The organism is Afifella sp. YEN Y35, assembly GCF_047553465.1.
Classification (GTDB): Bacteria; Pseudomonadota; Alphaproteobacteria; order Rhizobiales; family Afifellaceae; genus Afifella; species Afifella aestuarii.
In genome coordinates, this window is record NZ_CP180203.1 from 397,113 (window position 1) to 415,326 (window position 18,214).

19 protein-coding genes are annotated in these 18,214 nt (G+C 63.8%); 13 read left to right on the top strand and 6 right to left on the bottom strand.

All coding sequences use genetic code 11. From position 1 onward, the window contains the following. The first annotated feature begins 86 nt into the window (after positions 1 to 86). The 5 genes from ACK8CP_RS01900 to ACK8CP_RS01920 all read left to right on the top strand — a co-directional run bounded on the left by ACK8CP_RS01900 (position 87) and on the right by ACK8CP_RS01920 (position 3,594). Positions 87 to 791, top strand: a complete 705-nt coding sequence (locus ACK8CP_RS01900) for a metal-dependent hydrolase (RefSeq protein ID WP_414833166.1) — start codon at positions 87 to 89, stop codon at positions 789 to 791. A 154-nt stretch (positions 792 to 945) separates the two neighbouring features. Continuing rightward, positions 946 to 1,233: an Asp-tRNA(Asn)/Glu-tRNA(Gln) amidotransferase subunit GatC gene (gene gatC, locus ACK8CP_RS01905; protein ID WP_234628605.1), complete on the top strand. Its 288-nt coding sequence runs from the start codon at positions 946 to 948 to the stop codon at positions 1,231 to 1,233. A gap of 3 nt (positions 1,234 to 1,236) precedes the next feature. Continuing rightward, positions 1,237 to 1,716 carry a GNAT family N-acetyltransferase gene (locus ACK8CP_RS01910; RefSeq protein WP_205649834.1) on the top strand — a complete coding sequence of 160 codons (480 nt, stop codon included), beginning with the start codon at positions 1,237 to 1,239 and terminating at the stop codon, positions 1,714 to 1,716. A gap of 10 nt (positions 1,717 to 1,726) precedes the next feature. Next, a complete protein-coding gene (gene gatA / locus ACK8CP_RS01915) occupies positions 1,727 to 3,208 on the top strand; it encodes an Asp-tRNA(Asn)/Glu-tRNA(Gln) amidotransferase subunit GatA (protein ID WP_234628604.1) in 1,482 nt (493 codons plus the stop codon). Next, entirely contained in the window at positions 3,205 to 3,594 is a 390-nt protein-coding gene (locus ACK8CP_RS01920; RefSeq protein ID WP_414833167.1) for a RidA family protein, read from the top strand. Before gatA ends, ACK8CP_RS01920 begins: the two co-directional genes overlap by 4 nt. 9 nt (positions 3,595 to 3,603) lie before the next feature. Here ACK8CP_RS01920 and ACK8CP_RS01925 read toward each other — a convergent pair whose 3' ends face one another. Continuing rightward, positions 3,604 to 5,025 carry an MFS transporter gene (locus ACK8CP_RS01925; protein WP_414833168.1) on the bottom strand — a complete coding sequence of 474 codons (1,422 nt, stop codon included), beginning with the start codon at positions 5,023 to 5,025 and terminating at the stop codon, positions 3,604 to 3,606. 435 nt (positions 5,026 to 5,460) lie between these two features. Beyond that, complete coding sequence (locus ACK8CP_RS01930; protein ID WP_414833169.1) at positions 5,461 to 5,802, bottom strand: DUF6455 family protein; 342 nt, start codon at positions 5,800 to 5,802, stop codon at positions 5,461 to 5,463. Positions 5,803 to 6,016: 214 nt separating this feature from the next. Here ACK8CP_RS01930 and ACK8CP_RS01935 point away from each other — a divergent pair, with 214 nt between their 5' ends. The 4 genes from ACK8CP_RS01935 to ACK8CP_RS01950 all read left to right on the top strand — a co-directional run bounded on the left by ACK8CP_RS01935 (position 6,017) and on the right by ACK8CP_RS01950 (position 8,909). Then, entirely contained in the window at positions 6,017 to 6,325 is a 309-nt protein-coding gene (locus ACK8CP_RS01935; RefSeq protein ID WP_234628600.1) for a hypothetical protein, read from the top strand. A gap of 156 nt (positions 6,326 to 6,481) precedes the next feature. Continuing rightward, positions 6,482 to 7,978 (top strand): Asp-tRNA(Asn)/Glu-tRNA(Gln) amidotransferase subunit GatB, encoded by a 1,497-nt coding sequence (gatB, locus tag ACK8CP_RS01940; protein ID WP_234628599.1) that lies wholly within the window; start codon positions 6,482 to 6,484, stop codon positions 7,976 to 7,978. Positions 7,979 to 8,068: 90 nt separating this feature from the next. Continuing rightward, on the top strand, positions 8,069 to 8,398 hold the full coding sequence (locus tag ACK8CP_RS01945; protein ID WP_414833170.1) for a hypothetical protein: 330 nt from the start codon (positions 8,069 to 8,071) through the stop codon (positions 8,396 to 8,398). Positions 8,399 to 8,552: 154 nt separating this feature from the next. Beyond that, complete coding sequence (locus ACK8CP_RS01950; protein ID WP_414833171.1) at positions 8,553 to 8,909, top strand: hypothetical protein; 357 nt, start codon at positions 8,553 to 8,555, stop codon at positions 8,907 to 8,909. 564 nt (positions 8,910 to 9,473) lie between these two features. On the opposite strand, the gene ACK8CP_RS01955 is transcribed toward ACK8CP_RS01950, so the two are convergent. The 4 genes from ACK8CP_RS01955 to ACK8CP_RS01970 are packed head-to-tail and all read right to left on the bottom strand — an operon-like array spanning position 9,474 to position 13,417. Beyond that, positions 9,474 to 10,580 (bottom strand): radical SAM protein, encoded by a 1,107-nt coding sequence (locus ACK8CP_RS01955; protein ID WP_414833172.1) that lies wholly within the window; start codon positions 10,578 to 10,580, stop codon positions 9,474 to 9,476. Continuing rightward, entirely contained in the window at positions 10,577 to 12,343 is a 1,767-nt protein-coding gene (locus tag ACK8CP_RS01960; protein WP_414833173.1) for a radical SAM protein, read from the bottom strand. Before ACK8CP_RS01960 ends, ACK8CP_RS01955 begins: the two co-directional genes overlap by 4 nt. After that, a complete protein-coding gene (locus ACK8CP_RS01965) occupies positions 12,336 to 13,055 on the bottom strand; it encodes a phosphodiester glycosidase family protein (RefSeq protein ID WP_414833174.1) in 720 nt (239 codons plus the stop codon). The genes ACK8CP_RS01960 and ACK8CP_RS01965 overlap by 8 nt, the downstream gene beginning before the upstream one ends. Positions 13,056 to 13,069: 14 nt before the next feature. Then, complete coding sequence (locus tag ACK8CP_RS01970) at positions 13,070 to 13,417, bottom strand: hypothetical protein (protein ID WP_414833175.1); 348 nt, start codon at positions 13,415 to 13,417, stop codon at positions 13,070 to 13,072. A gap of 558 nt (positions 13,418 to 13,975) precedes the next feature. On the opposite strand from ACK8CP_RS01970, the gene ACK8CP_RS01975 reads away from it, so the two are divergent. From ACK8CP_RS01975 to ACK8CP_RS01990, 4 genes are all read left to right on the top strand, one after another. Further along, positions 13,976 to 14,437, top strand: a complete 462-nt coding sequence (locus tag ACK8CP_RS01975; protein ID WP_234628591.1) for a GNAT family N-acetyltransferase — start codon at positions 13,976 to 13,978, stop codon at positions 14,435 to 14,437. 58 nt (positions 14,438 to 14,495) lie between these two features. Then, positions 14,496 to 16,079 (top strand): glutamine-hydrolyzing GMP synthase, encoded by a 1,584-nt coding sequence (guaA, locus tag ACK8CP_RS01980; RefSeq protein WP_414833176.1) that lies wholly within the window; start codon positions 14,496 to 14,498, stop codon positions 16,077 to 16,079. A gap of 417 nt (positions 16,080 to 16,496) precedes the next feature. After that, on the top strand, positions 16,497 to 17,405 hold the full coding sequence (locus tag ACK8CP_RS01985) for an ABC transporter ATP-binding protein (protein WP_414833177.1): 909 nt from the start codon (positions 16,497 to 16,499) through the stop codon (positions 17,403 to 17,405). Next, the gene (locus tag ACK8CP_RS01990) at positions 17,402 to 18,190 is read left to right on the top strand and encodes a hypothetical protein (RefSeq protein ID WP_414833178.1); all 789 of its coding nucleotides are present in this window, start codon (positions 17,402 to 17,404) and stop codon (positions 18,188 to 18,190) included. The genes ACK8CP_RS01985 and ACK8CP_RS01990 overlap by 4 nt, the downstream gene beginning before the upstream one ends. Positions 18,191 to 18,214 lie beyond the last annotated feature (24 nt).

Sequence of the window (18,214 nt, forward strand, 5' to 3'; positions counted from 1 at the left end):
CTCATCATGCCACGCGCGTTATCCGGCGCCCTCGTCATGTCGTGAAAGCCCGCTAGAGTTATCGCCGAACAAGGGAGGCTTATCTCATGAAAGTAACCTGGCTCGGACATTCCGCATTCCGTCTCGACTTCGCCGACAAAGTGGTGATGATCGACCCGTTCCTGTCGGGCTCGCCGGTCTTCGAGGGCGATCCGCTGGAGGCCGCCAAGGGCGCGACGCATGTCTTGCTGACGCATGGCCATGACGACCATATCGGCGACACGGTCGACATCTGCAAAGCGACGGGTGCGCAGCTCGTCTCTTCCTTCGAAGTGTGCATGTATCTGGCGCAGAACGGCGTCGACGGCGACAACGTCAATCCCGGCAACCACGGCGGCACCGTCGATTGCGGCGGCTTCACCGTCTCCTTCGTCAACGCGCTGCATTCCTCTTCGACGATGGTCGACGGCACCCCGGTCTATCTCGGCAATCCGATGGGTCTCGTCGTCAAGGCGCCGGGCGAGAAGGTGCTCTACCATATGGGCGACACCGACATCTTCGGCGACATGGCGCTCGTTCATGAGCGGCACAAGCCGGAAATAGGCATCGTGCCGATCGGCGATCGTTTTACGATGGGTGGCGAAACGGCGGCGCTCGCCTGCCAGCGCTATTTCGATTTCTCGAAGATCTTTCCCTGCCACTATCGGACGTTCCCGCTGGTCGATCAGGCACCGGACAAGTTCCTGGCGGCGCTCGGCGACGATGCCGGCAAGGTGCTGGTGCCCCAGGTCGGAGAGACGATGGAGGTCTGAGGCCTGCCGGTTATGAACGGTTGAGAGGGCGGGGCGGCGTTTTTGTCCGCCCCTGCAATCTCCTGCCGGCATCGGATGGTTGGAATGCCGGGGCGCGGGGCGTTGCCGCGCCGGTTTCTGCGGTCTATAGCGGGCCGGAGAAGAGGGGTTTTTTATGTCCGTCGATCTTTCCACCGTCAAACGCGTCGCGCATCTCGCCCGCATCAAGGTCACCGAGGAAGAGGCCGAGGGCCTGCGCGGCGAGCTCAACACCATTCTCGGCTTCGTCGAGCAATTGCAGGAAGTCGATGTCGAGGGCGTCGAGCCGATGACCTCCGTCGCCGCGATGACGCTCAAGATGCGGGCCGACGAGATCACCGACGGCGCCAAGGCCATCGACATCGTCGCCAACGCGCCTTTGAGCGAGGACAATTTCTTCCTGGTTCCCAAAGTCGTGGAATGAGCCGTGACGGCGGTTCTGGAACAATCGGTTTCTATTGCTGCGGAGCCTCCCGATCAGCCGGAGGTGCATGCGCTCATCGCCGACCTCAACGCCTATCTTCTGTCTTTCTACCTTCCCGAAGCCTGCCACCACATGACGGTGGCGGAACTGTCGGAGCCCAATATCGTCTTCTTCGTCGCCCGTGAGCGGGGAAAGGCGGTCGGCTGCGGCGCGCTGCGGGTTCTGTCTGAGGACGAGGGCGAGGTGAAGCGGATGTATGTGGCGCCGGGCCAGCAGGGGCGGGGCCTCGGCCGGCTGATCCTCACGGCGATCGAAGCGCGTGCCCGCGATATGGCGCTTGCCACGCTTCTTCTGGAAACCGGCGACCAGCAACCGGCCGCCCTCAACCTCTACCGTTCGGCCGGCTTTGCCGTCCGCGGTCCCTATCTCGATTATCCCGATGACGGCGTCTCCATCTTCATGGAAAAACGCCTTTCCAACTGAGCCGATTTCGATGACCGATCTTACTTCTCTTACCATCGCCGAGATCGGCGATGGCCTCGCCGCCAAGTCGTTCTCCGCCGTGGAGCTGACGGAGGCGTATCTGTCCGCCATCGACGCGGCGAACGATGCGCTCAACGCCTATGTGGCCGTGACGCCCGACAAGGCGCGCGAGATGGCGAAAGCTTCCGATGAGCGCCTCGCCAGGGGCGAGGGTGGAACGCTCGAAGGCGTGCCGCTCGGCATCAAGGATCTCTTCGCCACCGAAGGCGTGCATTCGCAGGCGGGCTCGCACATCCTCGACGGCTTCGAACCGCGCTACGAATCGACGGTGACCGCCAATCTGTGGGCCGACGGCGCGGTCATGCTCGGCAAGCTCAACATGGACGAGTTCGCCATGGGCTCCTCCAACGAGACTTCGTATTACGGCCCGGTGGTCAGCCCGTGGCGGGCGAAGGGGTCGAACACCGATCTCGTGCCGGGCGGTTCCTCGGGCGGCTCGGCCGCCGCGGTCGCCGCCAATCTCTGCGCCGGCGCGACGGCGACGGATACGGGTGGTTCGATCCGGCAGCCGGCGGCCTTCACCGGCACGGTCGGCATCAAGCCGACCTACGGGCGCTGCTCGCGCTGGGGCATCGTCGCCTTCGCCTCCTCGCTCGACCAGGCGGGGCCGATCGCGCGCACCGTCAAGGATGCGGCGATCATGCTGAAATCCATGGCCTCGGTCGATGCGAAGGATTCCACCTCCGTCGACATCGCCGTGCCGGATTATCCGGCCGCGCTCGGCGAAAGCGTCAAGGGGCTCAAAATCGGCGTGCCGAAGGAATACCGCGTCGAGGGAATGCCGGAGGAGATCGAAAAGCTCTGGCAGCAGGGCATCGACTGGTACCGCGACGCAGGCGCCGAGATCGTCGAAGTGTCGCTGCCGCACACCAAATACGCGCTGCCGGCCTATTACATCGTGGCGCCGGCCGAGGCCTCTTCGAACCTCGCGCGCTATGACGGCGTGCGCTATGGCCTGCGCGTCGACGGTGACGACATCATCGACATGTACGAGAAGACGCGCGCGGCGGGCTTCGGCCGCGAGGTGAAGCGGCGCATCATGATCGGCACCTATGTGCTCTCCGCCGGCTATTACGACGCCTATTATCTGCGCGCCCAGAAGGTGCGCACGCTGATCAAGCGCGATTTCGAGGATGTTTTTGCCGCGGGTGTCGACGCCATTCTGACGCCGGCGACACCGTCGGCCGCCTTCGGCATCGCCGATCAGGAGATGAACTCCGATCCGGTGAAGATGTATCTCAACGACGTCTTCACGGTGACGGTGAACATGGCCGGGCTGCCGGGCATTTCGGTGCCGGCCGGCCTCGATGCCAAGGGCCTGCCGCTCGGCCTGCAGCTCATCGGCCGTCCCTTCGACGAGGCGACCTTGTTCAAGGCCGGGCAGGTGATCGAAGACGCCGCTGGCGCGTTCAAGCCGGAACGCTGGTGGTGAGCCGCAAGAACGTCTCCTCGGCGAGCCCGTTCGAGCCGATCATCGGCTTTTCGCGGGCGGTCAGGGTCGGCAACCGCGTTCTCGTCGGCGGCACGGCGCCGATCGGCGAGGACGGCAAGGCGTTCGCCGTCGGCGAGGCGGGGGCGCAGACGCGGCGCGTGATCGAGATTGCGAGGATCGCGCTCGAAGAAGCGGGTGCGAGCCTTGCCGATGTGGTGCGCACGCGCATCTTTCTGACCCGCCGCATGGATTGGGAGGCGGTCGGACGCGCCCATGGCGAGGCGTTCGGCGAGATCCGCCCGGCTTCGACGATGGTGGTAACCGCGGGGCTCATCGATCCCGACTGGCTCGTCGAGATCGAGTTCGAGGCGGTAATCTCCGAATAAACGACGTGCTCAGAGCTTGCTGAGGCCGCCGCCGCTGCCGGAGGCGGGGCCGGCGATATGGCCGCTCATCTCCGAGCCCGCATCGTCCGGCAGGCGCAGGAAGAAGAGCATCGAGAGCGCCGAGACGATCGCCACGCCGTAAAAGGCGAAGTGGAAATCGCCGATCTCGATCCCCCCGCCGTGGCTGAGCATCGAGACTTCCAGAAGCGTGCCGCCGACGGCGACGCCGGTTGCGAGCGAAATCTGCTGCGCCGTCGCCCAGAGGCTCGTCGCATGGCTCATGCGCTCGTGGTCGATATCGGCGAAGGCGAGCGCGTTGAGCGAGGTGAATTGCAGCGAGCGGGCGAAGCCGCCGGCAAGCAGCAGCCCCATCATGACGAGCGCCGGGGTTTCCTCGGTGAAGAAGCCGATCACACCGAGGAAGGCCGCGCCGATCAGCGTGTTGGCCACGAGGACGGCGCGAAAGCCGAGGCGGCGCAAAATGGGCTGCGCCAGAAACTTCATGAAAAGGGCGCCGGCCGCGCCGGTGAAGGTGATGAGGCCGCTCTGAAACGGGCTGAGGCCAAAGCCCATCTGCAGCATCAGGGGCAGGAGAAAGGGCATGGCGCCGACGCCGATGCGGAAGAGCGTGGCGCCGCCGAGGCTCAAGCCGAAAGACGGCACGCGGATGAGGGAGAGGTCGACCACCGGATAGGCGACGCGCCGCGCGTGGCGGAGATAGGCGAGAGCGGACACGCCGCCGATGACGATCATCGCCTGCCAGGCGATCGCCGGCAGCACGCCGAGGCTTGCGACCGAAAAGCCGAAGACGAGGCCTGAACTCGCAAGGCCCATCAGCACGACGCCGAGCGAATCGAGCGGGCGCGTCTCCTCCGATTTCAATTCCGGCACGAAGCGGAGGGCGAAGAAGATGCCCAGAATGCCGATCGGAATGTTGATCAGAAAGATCCAGTGCCAGGAGAAATAGGTGGTGATGAAGCCGCCGAGCGGCGGACCCGAGATCGGCCCCAGCAGAGCGGGGATCGAAAACCACGCCATGGCATTGACGAAATCGCGCTTTTCCACCGTGCGCATGATCACGAGGCGGCCGACGGGCGTCATCATGGCGCCGCCCAGCCCCTGCAGGAAACGCGCGCCGACGAAGTTCATGAGCGAATTGGACGCAGCGCAGGCGAGCGAGCCGATCATGAAGACGACGATCGCCGAGGTGAAAACCCGCCGCGCGCCGAAACGGTCGGCCGCCCAGCCGGAGACCGGGATGAAGATCGCGAGCGACAGAAGATAGACGGTCAAGGCGAGCTTGAGCGCGATCGGCGTGGTGCCGATGTCGGCCGCAATCTGCGGGAGCGATGTGGAAATCATGGTCGCGTCCATGTTTTCCATGAAGAGCGCGACCGCGACGATGAGCGGGATAAGACGGTGGGCGGGCATTGAAAAAGAAAGGCTGGGACGGAGGTCTTATTCCCGCGTTTTGTCGCAGGGCGCAATCTTTTCAATGCAGGAGGGGAGGCGGAATGCCTGACCTGCGGGAGCTGACGGCGAGGGTTATGCCATCACCGGGAGGGTGCGGCGCGTGCGGCGAGAATCAGTCTGGCGCAGAGGAAATCTCGCGGAGGTTGTGCGCGAGGCTCGTCAGTGAGGCGCGGTGTGGCGGTTTTCTCGGACGACCGGCGGGTCGTCTCCCGTCTCAAGACTCCAGCAGAATGGAGCTCAGGCGAAATGCGCCCCAAGCTAAATGGGGCAGGCGGAGACGGAGCGGATCCTTGGCACGAGACCGAAGTCCCGAGCTCCCCCCAAGCCGCTCACGTCGCCGCCTACCCCGGCCCCCATCCGGTGGGCGTATTCGCTTTGGCTGCCCTCCGAGGTTCAGGCAGAGGCGCCGAAGCGGACGCCGCGCCGATCAATCGAGTGCCAGGCACTCACATCGGCGCTTTCGGACCGGGCCTGTCTCGGATCGCCGTCCAACTGGGCGGCGAGTGCCTCGATAAGTTGCAGGTTCGGGCAAAAAACAGGCGCGTCCGCATTCTCACCGTCTGCAAGGTATGCTTCGCAAGGGCATACAGAGTCGCAGGTGATACAGCGGCCGAGGGCGTTGCGCGTCTCGTTGTCGCCGAGCATGTTCGTGACATCGCTCGGGCCCAAACCGTAGATCGCCATCATTCGGCGCATCCGGTTCAGGTGTTCGAGGTAGCGCTTCTTGAGTGCCATACTCGCCTCCGCCGTGCTGCGGGCTGCCCGCGTATGGCGAAATTATGGCCATGGCGGCAGCCCAACATTGATCAGGATCAATTGGCGGGTCCTGCGCGTGTTAACTGAAAATTTACGATGGCAGCAACTCGGCCGGGAACACTTCGTCTTGTTAACCATTTCCAGCTCGATTTGCCTCAATTTGGGCAAGGTTGATCGAGCGCTGGGGAGTAGCATGAGACGAGAACACTGGCGTACGGCGCGGCAGATGCTCGCTGTGGCTGCATTGTCAGCGGCGGCCATCGGAATGCTGGCGGCGAGCGTTTCCGCGGCCAGGGCCGCCGATCTCGATGTCGGCTATTATCCCCCGGTCAATCCGCAGCCGCAGGTCGTGGTGTGTCCGATCGGCGGGGAGACGGTGAAGCTCTTCGACAAAGAAGGGCGGCCGACCGTTCCGGCGCGCACGCCGTATTTCTATTGCGCCACCGGCGAGACGCTCCTGCCGGGCGAGATCCCGCCTCCGCCGGAATATTGCTGCTACTGAGGTTCGGGCTCTGACGTCCCATCTTGGGGGGCTGCGCCTTAGCGGCATGCCGGGTGCGGCTTTGCGATCCGATGCGCGGCCGGCGGCGGGCGACTGGCCTCTTTCCTTTCGGCGAAACGGTGGTCTATAGCGGGCGCAACGCTGGAGCCTTTGCGAATGATCGCCGAAAACCGCAATACCAATCCGAAAAACCTCATTGCCGGTGCGACCGGTGACTGGGAAATCGTCATCGGCATGGAAGTCCATGCCCAGGTCGCTTCGAACTCGAAGCTCTTTTCCGGCGCCGCCACGGCGTTCGGGGGCGAGCCGAACGATCATGTGAGCCTCGTCGACGCGGCGATGCCCGGCATGCTGCCGGTGATCAACGAGGAATGCGTGGCGCAGGCGGTGCGCACGGGGCTCGGCCTCAAGGCTGAGATCAACCACCGCTCGGTTTTCGCCCGCAAGAACTACTTCTATCCCGATCTGCCGCAGGGCTATCAGATCTCGCAGTACGACCAGCCGATCGTCGGCGAGGGCGAGATGATCGTCGAGGTCGGTCCGGACAAGAAGGGCGAGTTCGAAGAGATCACGGTCGGCATCGAGCGGCTGCATCTGGAACAGGATGCCGGCAAGTCGCTGCACGACCAGCACGAGACGATGAGCTTCGTCGATCTCAACCGCTCGGGCGTGGCCCTGATGGAGATCGTCTCCAAGCCCGATCTCCGCTCCTCCGACGAGGCCAAGGCCTATCTCGCCAAATTGCGTTCGATCCTGCGCTATCTGAGGACGTCGGATGCGGACATGGACAAGGGCAATCTCCGCGCCGACATCAACGTCTCGGTGCGGCGGCCTGGCGAGCCTTTCGGAACGCGCTGCGAGATCAAGAACGTCAATTCCATCCGCTTCGCCGGTCAGGCGATCGAATACGAGGCGCGCCGCCAGATCGGCGTCATCGAGGACGGCGGCACGATCGATCAGGAGACGCGGCTCTTCGACCCGAACAAGGGCGAGACGCGGTCCATGCGCTCCAAGGAAGAGGCGCATGATTATCGCTATTTCCCCGATCCCGACCTTCTGCCGCTCGAGATCGACGCCGCCTATGTCGAGGCGCTGGCCGCGGATCTGCCGGAGCTTCCCGACGACAAGCGCGTGCGGCTGATCCAGGCTTTCGGCCTGTCCGCCTATGATGCGTCGATCCTCGTCTCCGAGCGCGCCATCGCCGATTACTTCGAGCATGTCGCCGAGGGCCGTGACGGCAAGCAGGCGGCGAACTGGGTGATCAACGATCTTCTGGGTGCGCTCAACAAGGACGGCCGGACGATCGAGGAATCGCCCGTCTCTCCGGCGCAGCTCGGCGAAATTCTCGACATGCTCAAGGAGGAGGTGATCTCCGGCAAGATCGCCAAGGACCTCTTCGAGATCGTCTACAGCGAGGGCGGGGATCCGCGCGACATCGTCGAGGCGCGGGGCATGAAGCAGGTGACCGACACCGGCGCCATCGAGAAGGTGGTGGACGAGGTGATCGCGGCCAACCCGGACAAGGTCGAGCAGGCGAAGGCCAAGCCGACGATGATCGGCTGGTTCGTCGGGCAGGTGATGAAGGCGAGCCAGGGCAAGGCCAATCCGCAGGCCGTCAACGCCCTGTTGAAGGAGAAGCTCGGCATCGAATAGGTTGAGCTCGAAACGAGAGCGGAGCGGCGGCGGCGCCCGCCGTCCGCCTGTCCCGGGGGCGCATTTCGCATGAACTCGCAGGCTCTCGCGATGACCGCGCGCTTTTGTTCTGTCATCGCGTTCCTTCTCGGCGTGCTGATCTGGGCGGAGGGCGCTTCCGACCTCGTCCTCAACTTTCACATGATCGCCGGGGGCATTTTTCTCGCCGCCTTGTGGATCCTGAGCCGCCGCCTGCTGACGGCGAGGCCCTGGATTTCGGCAGCGGGCTTCATTCTCATCCCCCTCGTCGTGCTTGCCGGCATTGCGCCGATCCTTCTTTTGATCGACGGGCGGGTGGCGGGCGCCTTGCATCTCCTGCTCGCCGTCGCCGCGATCGGTGTCGCTGAGATGACCGCCAAACGGTTGAAGCTTGCGGCTTGAGCGCGAGATTCCGGACCGTCTGCAGGTCCGCCGCAACCTTCTTTCCCGTCCCATGCCTCACGCGGATCAGATCTTCCTGCGCGGCTGGCGAGCGATGAGCGCCGGCTCACATGCCGGTTCGACAGACATCCCATTCTGAATTGGAGAGCGAACGATGACGAAAATGCTGATCATGGCCGCACGGGTGTTGGCCCTCGTTGCGCTCGCCCTCGGCGCGGCGTGGTGGTTCGGCTATTACGAACTGCCCATCCACCTGCACATGACCTTCGGCGGGCTTTTCGTGCTGACCCTGTGGGCGCTCGCCTTCAAGGTGATGCCAGTCTCGAAGGGGGTGGCTGCAGGAGCTTTTGTGCTCGGCCTTGTTCTGCCCGTCGTCGGGCTGGCGCAGCTCCACATGCCGATCGCGAGCGCGCCCTGGCTCCTGAAGCTCGTGCATGTGGCGGTTGCCCTTGCCGCCATCGGCATCGCCGAAGCGGCAGCAAAGCGCGCCAAGCTCGTGGCAAATGCGTGACGGCGGGGAGTAGGAAAAAGTCGATGTGCGGGCATCTCGCGATCTCTGCGCGGATGCTCCCGTTATTCTAAGGTTTTAAGAACAAAAAGGCGACTGCACTTGCGTGCAGCCGCCTCGACAATACCTGGACTGGAAGAGATTACTTCTTGCCGCCCTTACCGCCCTTCGGATCCTTCGGGCCCGGCTTCGGAGTATTTGCCATCGTCTCTATCCTGAAAGCATCGGCGGTGTTGGCTGGGCCGGAATTGGCCTTTAGAGCTCACCGTCGATAGATGAAATCTTGTTTTTGACTTGTGTCCGCGTTGAGGCGAAAATGCGGCGCAAATCAGGCATCGTGAAGGTAATGCCGCGGCTTTGCGCCGGCGAATGAATGGGCTGGACCGCGGGCTGACGGGTGTCGCGAGCCACGCCGCTGGGGGCGGGCGACAGGGCGATCTTCAGCCCTTCACGTAACACGTGTCTTTCACGTAGCAGGTGTTTTTGACGTAGCAGCTATCCTTCACGTAGCAGGTGTCCTTTACATAACAGGGATCCTTGACGTAGCAGCTCGCGCGCACATGACGATCATCCGCCTCCGTGGCCGTTTGCGACGGCGCCGGCTCGGCGAAATCGTCCCGCCTGCGGCTCTGGCCATAGGCGCTCAGCGTGTATTTGTTCTTCATCGTGGCTCCTCCGTTCGGCTGTGGCCGGCGGCTTGAAGGCGAGACAGCCGCCCTGGCAGATGTCGAGGGTGCGCCATTTGCAGGTCTCGCACGCCTTCCGGGTCGCGACCTCCCAGCGCAGCGGTCGGACCGTCTCTTCGATCGTCTCGACAATCTCCTTGGCGCCGGCATAGCCGTCGATGCGGCCGAAGCTCAGATGCTTCAAAGGCCCGCAATAAAAGAGCTGAAGCGCGGGCGTGACGTCGATGGCGCCAGGGCAGGCAAACGACAGGAATATGCCGGCCTCTTTCAGGCGCGCCAGACGGTCGTTGTCGACCGCGCAGACGGGCAGGCAGCAATCCGTGTTGAGGGCGATGCCATCGTGTCGGCAGCGTTCGGCGATCCTTTCGAAGAGCGGCACCATGGCGGGCAGGTCCTCGAAGCCGACATGCGTGTTGGTCGCCGCGGAATTGGGCTTGGCGACGTCGACACGCAGATGCCGCGCGCCATGGCGTTTTAGGAGATCGAAGACGAAGTCGACCTCCTGATCCGGCGCAAAGAGGTTGAGGCTGAGACTGAACGGCTCGCTCCCGCGGGCGCTCGCGATGATGTCGAGATTGGCGGTGAGCCTTTGCCAAAGGCGGCCGCTGTAGCTCGACGGATGGTTGATGTTCAGCATCAGCCCACACGGGGTCTCGCCGAGGAATTCCGCGATCTGAGGCTCGAAGATGCCGTTGGAGAAGACGCTGACGGGCAGCGGCGCACCGTTCGGCAGGGCGAATTCGCGCGAGCGGGCGATCGCAACGAGCTCGCGGAAGCGCGGATGCAGCGTCGGCTCGCCGCCGAGCAGATTGACGCTGTCGCGAAGCCCCGTGACGACGAAGTCTCGCCCGTAACGCAGGGCCACGCGGAAATTCTCCTCAGTGATGATGTCGTGACCGCCGCGCTCTGCCGGGCGGGCATTCAGGCTGCCGGCGAAGAAGCAATAGGCGCAGGTGAGGTTGCAGCGTTCGATGAGGAGGAGGTTCATGCCGGCACCTCGCCGAAGAGGGCCGTGCAATAGCGCCTGAAAGGCGATGCCGGCGGTTCGTCGATGAAGTGCCAGAAGAGCTCTTCCACCAATTCGCGGCTGAAGCGGCATCTTTCCGTTCCGCGGGCGGGATCGGAATCGACGAGGACGGAGACGCCGATGTTGGTGCAGCCGTAATGGGCAAGGCTTGCGGCCGGGCAGGAGCCGCCACAGAAAGCGAGGATGGGGCAGGCGGCGCAGGAGATCTCGTTTTTTGCCTCCGCGGCACAGGCGTTCGGATGCTCGCAGAAAAGCTCCGGATCATAAAAGCTCGTCACCTGCGGACAGGTTTGCCGCAGCGGTGCGTCGAGCAGGCGCCGGGCGCAGTCGGGTGCGGCGACATCGCCGATGAGATAGCGGTCGATGAGGTCGCGGTGACAGGCAAAGGCGCGACCGGTCGGATCGACGGCGAAATAGATGTCGCCCATGCCACAGGTCTGGCGTTCGCCGCCGCGGGCCACACGGTGGAGGATCGAGGTGATCGGGCCGAAATCGAAGACGCGGCCGGTGCTGTCATAGAGTTTCAGCACCGCCTCGAAGGCGTCGAGATATTCCCGCTTCAGGATGGCGGGATCGGGCGCTGCGACGCCTGTGACCCGCCGGCCATGGGCGACGTCCTGCATCGGGATGAAGGAGGCGGCGGTGAGGCCCCAGGCGGCATATGTCTCGATCGATCGGCGTACGGCGCTCTGGTTCTGATCGCTCACCGTGGCGCGCAGGCCGACGCGCACGCCCGCATCGAGGAGCCGTCGCAGCCCGTTCTCGACCGTCCTGCCGCTCTTTGACGCGTGGCCGGGGAAGGGGCGCTGCCAGTCGTTCACCTCCACGGGCGGATCGAAGGAGAGCGCGACGCGAACATCGTACGCCTTGAAGAAGGCGATGAGGTCGTCGTCGATCTGCGTGCCGTTGTCGTCGATCGCAAAGCGGATGAAGATCTTTTCGCGGGCGGCATAGGCGCTCAGATATGCGGCCGCGTGACAAAGAAAGGCGCGCACCTTGCCCTTCAGCGATGGCTGGCCCCCGAAGAACACGACGTTGAGGCAGCCCATGCCCCAGCGCTGGCGGATGTAATCGACGAATGTGCGGGCGAAGGCCGCAAGCGTCGCCTCCGACATGACGCCGACGGCTTTGTCGGACGGGAGGTCGGGCGCATTGTCCATCACATGGCAGTAGCGGCAGCGCAGATTGCAGGCATCGGTGATGAGGAGCGACACTTCCACGAAGGGAGCGGAATCGGGCGGAGCGAAGGTCGACCAGGGCCTGGTGCCATCGCGCCGGAAGCTCTCCAGCTTTTCTTCCAGGTCCTGGTGCAAAGCCTTCTCGCGCGCCCGCATCGCGGCGTCGTAGCCTCGGCGCACGTGGCGGATGCGGTCTGCGGCCGGCTCGGGCGGGGCGAAGAAGCCTTCCTCGTCGAACGCCGCGAGATAGTCCTCCGCCTGTCGTGGGAGCGCGGCGCGGAACGCCTCTTCGTCGAGGCCCCGCCTGAGCGCGAGCACGTCGCTCTCGTCGGCGTCGAAGACCAGATACCGGGAAACCGGCACCTCGCAATCGTTGAACAGCGCGAAGCGGCCCGTGCGAAAATCCCGGATGGCTTTGACGCCAGGCGCGAAGACGAGCCGGCGCGGGTTGGCGGCAACTGGGGAGACGGCAACTGGGGAGGCGGCAACTGGGGAGACGGCAGCCGGGGAGGCGGTGCCGCGCGAGACGACAGGCGCTTTATCCATAGCCGATCACCCAGCAGGGGATGGAGCTGTCGTTGCCCCCCTTCACGAGGACCTTGCCGTTGACGGCAAGAGAGGTGGAGCCGCCGCCGTCGAGGAAGACCGCATCGGTGACGCCTCTCGCCTGCATGACGTCGGCCATTTCGGCGGGCCGCAGGCCCTTATGGGCGGGTGTTTCCTTTTCGGTCGCGACGAAGACGAGAAGGCGGCCGGATTTGTCGATGCCGAGCGCCGGTCGGGAGGTTTTCCGGATCGCGTCGTCGAGGAAGAACTGCCCGGAATTGTCTTTCAGCGTCGCGGCGTCGGCGACATTCTTGCCGCCGGCGAGCAGGCGCCCGAGACCACCCAAAGCTGCGTGGTAGGTGGCGCGATAGCTGGCTTCGAGCTCTCTCGGAGCCTCCGGGAGCAGGGCGCGCTCATAGATCGTCGGCTGGTCGAAGAGGGTGATGGCGAAGCCGAAGCGTTTTCTCGCCTTCGGTTCCGAGGTGAGATGGAGATTGCCGGCGAGCGTCAGGGCGTCTCCGAGAAGCCGTCCGGCGTAGAAGAAGGTGCCGTTGATGGCGAAGCTCTTGCCGGTTTTCGCCTTGCGATGCGCGAGGGCCGCGGCCGAGGCGATGCCGCCCTTGCCGACATGCACATCGATTGCGAAGCTGGCGCCCGGCTTGTCGATCCAGAGGAGGTGGCCGGTTTCCGGGATGTGGGAATGATCGAGCATCTTCTGCGCCTCACTCACTTTTTAGGCAGGGCGTCGAGCATCCGGCGATAGCGGTCCGCCAGCGCTCTCCAGGCTGCGAGGTCGCCCTCCTCGTGGAGGACATGGAAGGTGGCGATCTCTGTGAACTGGCGCACCAGATCGCGGCAGAGGGGCTTTGCATGCTTCAGATCGCCCCGAAGGAGGGCGGCGATCTCGTCGTAGAACTGTGTGAGAGCGGCGGCTTTTCCGGCGTCATCCTGCCGGCCGAGGGCATTCATCAGCTCGTCTGTCTTGTCGGCGGCGACACTGCTCTGAGCGACGAAGTTGTTGATTTCACTTTGCGTCGCTGTGCCGGTGACGATTTTCGGGTATGTGTCTTTCATCGCAAGAAATATCTTGCAGGTATCCCGAAAGAGCGTCTGGGGAGCCGTCATCTCGCTCCTCCCTCGGAGTGTTCTTATCGTCCAGGGCGAAATTCATCTCTCTTGAAAGAGTAAAATCCCATCTCGCCCGCAAAGACGACTTTGCGCACCGTTCGAATTGCCTGAAAATATATCATCGTTCTTATTTTCGTGCATATGTTTGCTGTTGCGGCCAGACGCCGCGCTGAGGCGCGGATGCCGGCAGAGCCGCTCTCTGCCGCTGCTCCATCGCTGCAAGGCGGCGCGGCGGCCGGCCCTCGTGAGCGGCCCTTGTGAGCGGCCCTCGTGAGCGGCCGAACGGGCGCCCTCACGGCGCGTGCGAACGCTCTCATCTTGTGCAATCGGGGATGTTGGCTTCGGCCGGAATCGGCCTTAAGCACGCCCGGGATCCGACGGGCTGCGCGGTCTGAACGAGACGGCGCGGTCGTTGGCCGGTGCGGGCGCGGGGGAACGCATGTCCCGCTCAAGCTGTCGTGCGCAGACTGCGCCGGCATTCGAAAACGAGGTTGAGCGACGGGAATGTCTGGACTTTCTATCCGCCGAGCCAAACGGGGTGACCTTGCGGCGTTGATCGCCATCTTTGCGGCCGACGATATCGGCGGCCATGGTGACACGCTGCATCCTGCGGCCTTGCCGTCCTACCAGAAGGCGTTCGAGGAGCTGGCGGGCAGCTCCGATGAATGTCTTTACGTCGCCGAACAGGACGGCGAAGTGATCGGCACGTTCCAGCTCGGATTTCGCTATTCGCTGCCCGATCGCGGCGCTCTGAAAGCCACGCTCGAAGCCGTCCAGGTGCGCCCCGCCGAGCGGGGGCAGGGAATCGGCGGCAAGCTCGTCCGCTTTGCCATCGCCGAGGCGCGGCGCAAGGGCGCGCATTCGCTCTCCCTCACGTCGAACAATGCCCGCCGCGACGCGCACCGCTTCTACGAGCGCCTCGGGTTTCAGAACACGCATCGCGGCTACAAGCTTTTTCTGGACTGAGGCCTTCTCCGGCGATTGGGTTATTGAGCTCACGCGCACATGCGCCTAAAGGTGTGCCATGAAAGAGCATCCCTCCGAACAGCACGATACGCTGCTCATCATCGATTTCGGTTCGCAGGTCACCCAGCTCATTGCGCGGCGGGTGCGCGAAGCCGGCGTCTATTCCGAAGTCGTGCCTTTTCAGAAGGCCGAAGAGGCGCTCGAGCGGCTCAATCCCCGCGGCATCATCCTGTCGGGCAGTCCGGCCAGCACGACGGAAATCGACACGCCGCGCGCGCCGCAGGCGATCTTCGAGGCCGGCCTGCCGGTGCTCGGCATCTGTTACGGCGAACAGACGATCTGCCGGCAGCTCGGCGGCGAGGTGGAGCTTTCCGACCATCGCGAATTCGGCCGCGCCTTCGTCGAGGTGAAAGAGGCCTCGCCGCTGTTCGAAGGCGTGTGGGACAAAGGCTCGCGCTACCAGGTGTGGATGAGCCACGGCGACAAGGTGACGGCCATTCCCGAAGGCTTTCGCGTCATCGCCGCCTCGAGCGGGGCGCCCTTTGCCGCGATCGCCGATGAGAGCCGCAAGATCTACGGCGTGCAGTTCCATCCCGAAGTGGTGCACACGCCGGACGGGGCGCGGCTCATCGCGAACTTCGCGCACAAGGTCGTGGGCCTCAAAGGCGACTGGTCGATGGCGGCCTTCCGTGAGGAGGCGATCTCGCGCATTCGCGAGGATGTGGGCTCCGGCCGCGTCATCTGCGGGCTTTCCGGCGGCGTCGATTCCTCCGTTGCCGCGGTTCTCCTGCATGAGGCGATCGGCGATCAGCTCACCTGCATCTTCGTCGATCACGGGCTGATGCGGCTCGGCGAGGGCGAGGAGGTCGTCTCGCTCTTCCGCGACCATTACAATATCCCGCTCGTGCATGTGCGCGCCGAGGACATCTTCCTCTCGGCGCTCGAAGGCGAGGCGGACCCGGAGACGAAGCGCAAGACGATCGGCCGCCTCTTCATCGAGACTTTTGAAGCCGAGGCGGAGAAGCTTGCGGCCGACGGGCGCAAGGCGCCGGAATTTCTGGCGCAGGGCACGCTCTATCCGGACGTGATCGAATCCGTGTCCTTCACCGGCGGGCCTTCGGTGACGATCAAATCGCACCACAATGTCGGCGGGCTGCCGGAGCGGATGAATCTGAAGCTCGTCGAGCCGCTGCGCATGCTCTTCAAGGACGAGGTGAGGGCGCTCGGGCGCGAGCTCGGACTGCCCGAGAGCTTCGTCGGACGCCATCCCTTCCCGGGGCCGGGCCTTGCCATCCGCTGCCCGGGCGGTGTGACGCGCGACAAGCTCGACATTTTGCGCAAGGCCGATGCGATCTACCTCGACGAGATCCGCAAGGCGGGGCTCTATGACGCGATCTGGCAGGCCTTTGCCGTGCTTCTGCCGGTGCAGACCGTCGGTGTGATGGGCGATGCCCGCACCTATGATTTCGTCTGTGCGCTCCGCGCCGTCACCTCGGTCGACGGCATGACGGCCGACTTCTTCCACTTCGACATGGACTTCCTGGGCGCGGCCGCGACCCGCATCATCAACGAAGTGAAGGGCATCAACCGCGTCGTCTACGACGTGACCTCGAAGCCGCCGGGAACGATCGAGTGGGAGTGAGTTCGGCCAGCCCGAGCGCCAGAGATTTCTCCAGAGCTCTGCATCCGTAGCTGAGACGAAATCAGCAGCTGCAACCCAGTGGTCGATCGCGATCCTGAGGTCGCCGGCGAAGCACCTTGGGGGCGCGGTGTCACCCTTTGTGACGAGCTACATTTCGTCCCCGATTTGCGCCTTTCAGGCGGAAGCCGGCGTGGTGCGGATTGGCGGAATCTCGTGCGCATCGTTGTGTATTGCGATTCCGCCCGTGACGAAGGGGGCGCGGCGATGCCGGGAAAGCCGTCTCGAACGTCTCCTGCGGCTCTCGCCCTCGACATATTCTGGTGCCAGAGATGGCCGACAATCGCCTATAGCCTAGCTGGAACGTGAGTCCGCGTCGCAACGCCGCTTCGGAAGCGAGGCTCGAGATGGGATCGTTTTGTGAGCGACGGAGATCGGGAAGACGCCATTACAGTCTCGGGCGTCGAAAAAACATTCGGATGGGGAGGCCGTGCTTTCAAAGCACTCGATGGGCTTTCTCTCGGTGTTCCGCAAGGCTGCGTATATGGCCTGCTGGGTCCGAACGGAGCCGGCAAGAGCACATTGCTGCGGATCATCGCCGGCCTCGTGCGTCCTGATCGCGGCTCGATCGCCATTTTCGGAGAGGATGCCTGCCGGCGGTCGCGCCGGCGCCTCGGCATGTTGATCGAGGCCCCGGCCTTCTACCCGTTCCTGACGGCACGTGAGCATTTGGAAATGTTCGCTCGATTGAGCGACACCGTCACGATGGTCGAGCCTGTTCTGCGGCGCGTCGGCATTGAATACGCCGCCGATAAGAGGGTGGCGGCATTCTCGCTCGGCATGAAGCAACGGCTGGGGATCGGATGTGCTCTCGTCGCGCACCCAGACGCGATCGTTCTCGATGAGCCAACCAATGGTCTCGATCCGGACGGCATTCTCGAAATGCGTTCGCTGATTGCCGATCTCGCCCGGCGGGATGGCATCACCGTGCTGCTTTCCAGCCATCTCCTCGATGAAGTCGAACGCGTTTGCGACCGTGTCGCGATCCTGCGGAATGGTCGAATGGCGGCGCAGGGGCGGGTCGCCGAGTTGCTGGACAGCCAAGCCCGCTTCTGGCTCAACGTCGATTTACCGGAAGCCGTCGTCGAACGCTTGCCGTCGCAAGCGGATGCCGGTGACGGTGGGGTTTATGTCCGCGTTGGGCGTGATGAGGCTCCTGACCTCATCCGTATGCTGGCAAACGCCAACATACGGATTTTCGAGGCCAAATGGGTGAAACCCGATCTGGAATCGGTGTTCCTGTCTGAAACGCGACGGGAGCTCCCATGAACGCTCTCATTTCGGCGGAGGTTCTGAAGCTCCTGCGCCAGCCAGGAATGCTGTTTTGGGGATTTCTGTCAGTTCCTGCAGCCGCTCTCGCCTTCAAGATCACGCTGGAGAGCTTTTTCTTCCTTCGATCAGGACACCTCCCGCCGGCACGGGCCGATGCGCTTCTGTCGGCCGCGCAATCACTGAGCATCGCAGGGAACCCGATTGCGCAGCTTCTCTATGCGATCGGTGTTTCCTCCGTATTCTATGTCGAATACCGGTTCTCGACCTGGCGCAACCTCGTGCCCCGCGCAGGGCGTATTCCTCTCCTCGCCGCGAAGTTCGTCGTCTGCCTCCTGTGCATGGTCATCGGTCTTATTCTGACAGTCGCCGGAGATATGATCCTCAACACGGCACTTGGCCTTCTCGGCACCGGCAATAGGACGTCGATTCATGCGAGCGGCGTTTTCGTGCTCAGTGGAGCGTTTGTGATCGCCTTTCTCGAACTGGCGAGTGTCGCAGCGATCGTTGCGACGCTCACGATCATATTCCGGAGTATGATCGCGGCAGTCGTTCCCGTGTTTCTCGTCGGGGTCGCGTGCGCGATGGTGCAGGCCTATTTTGGCGCGGCCATAGCCACCGTTCCTATGCCCTCTTTTGCCGCCGACGCTGCGCGGGCGTGGCTTTTTGCCGGCGCCGAGGGGGCATATGGCCTCACAGGGTTTGGCACGCTGCTCGCATGGCTCTTGGCTGCGATGGGCGCCGGCTCCCTGGTGTTTTGGCGTCAATCTCTGAATACCGAATAAGAAGTCGAAAAAGCTTGTTGTAAA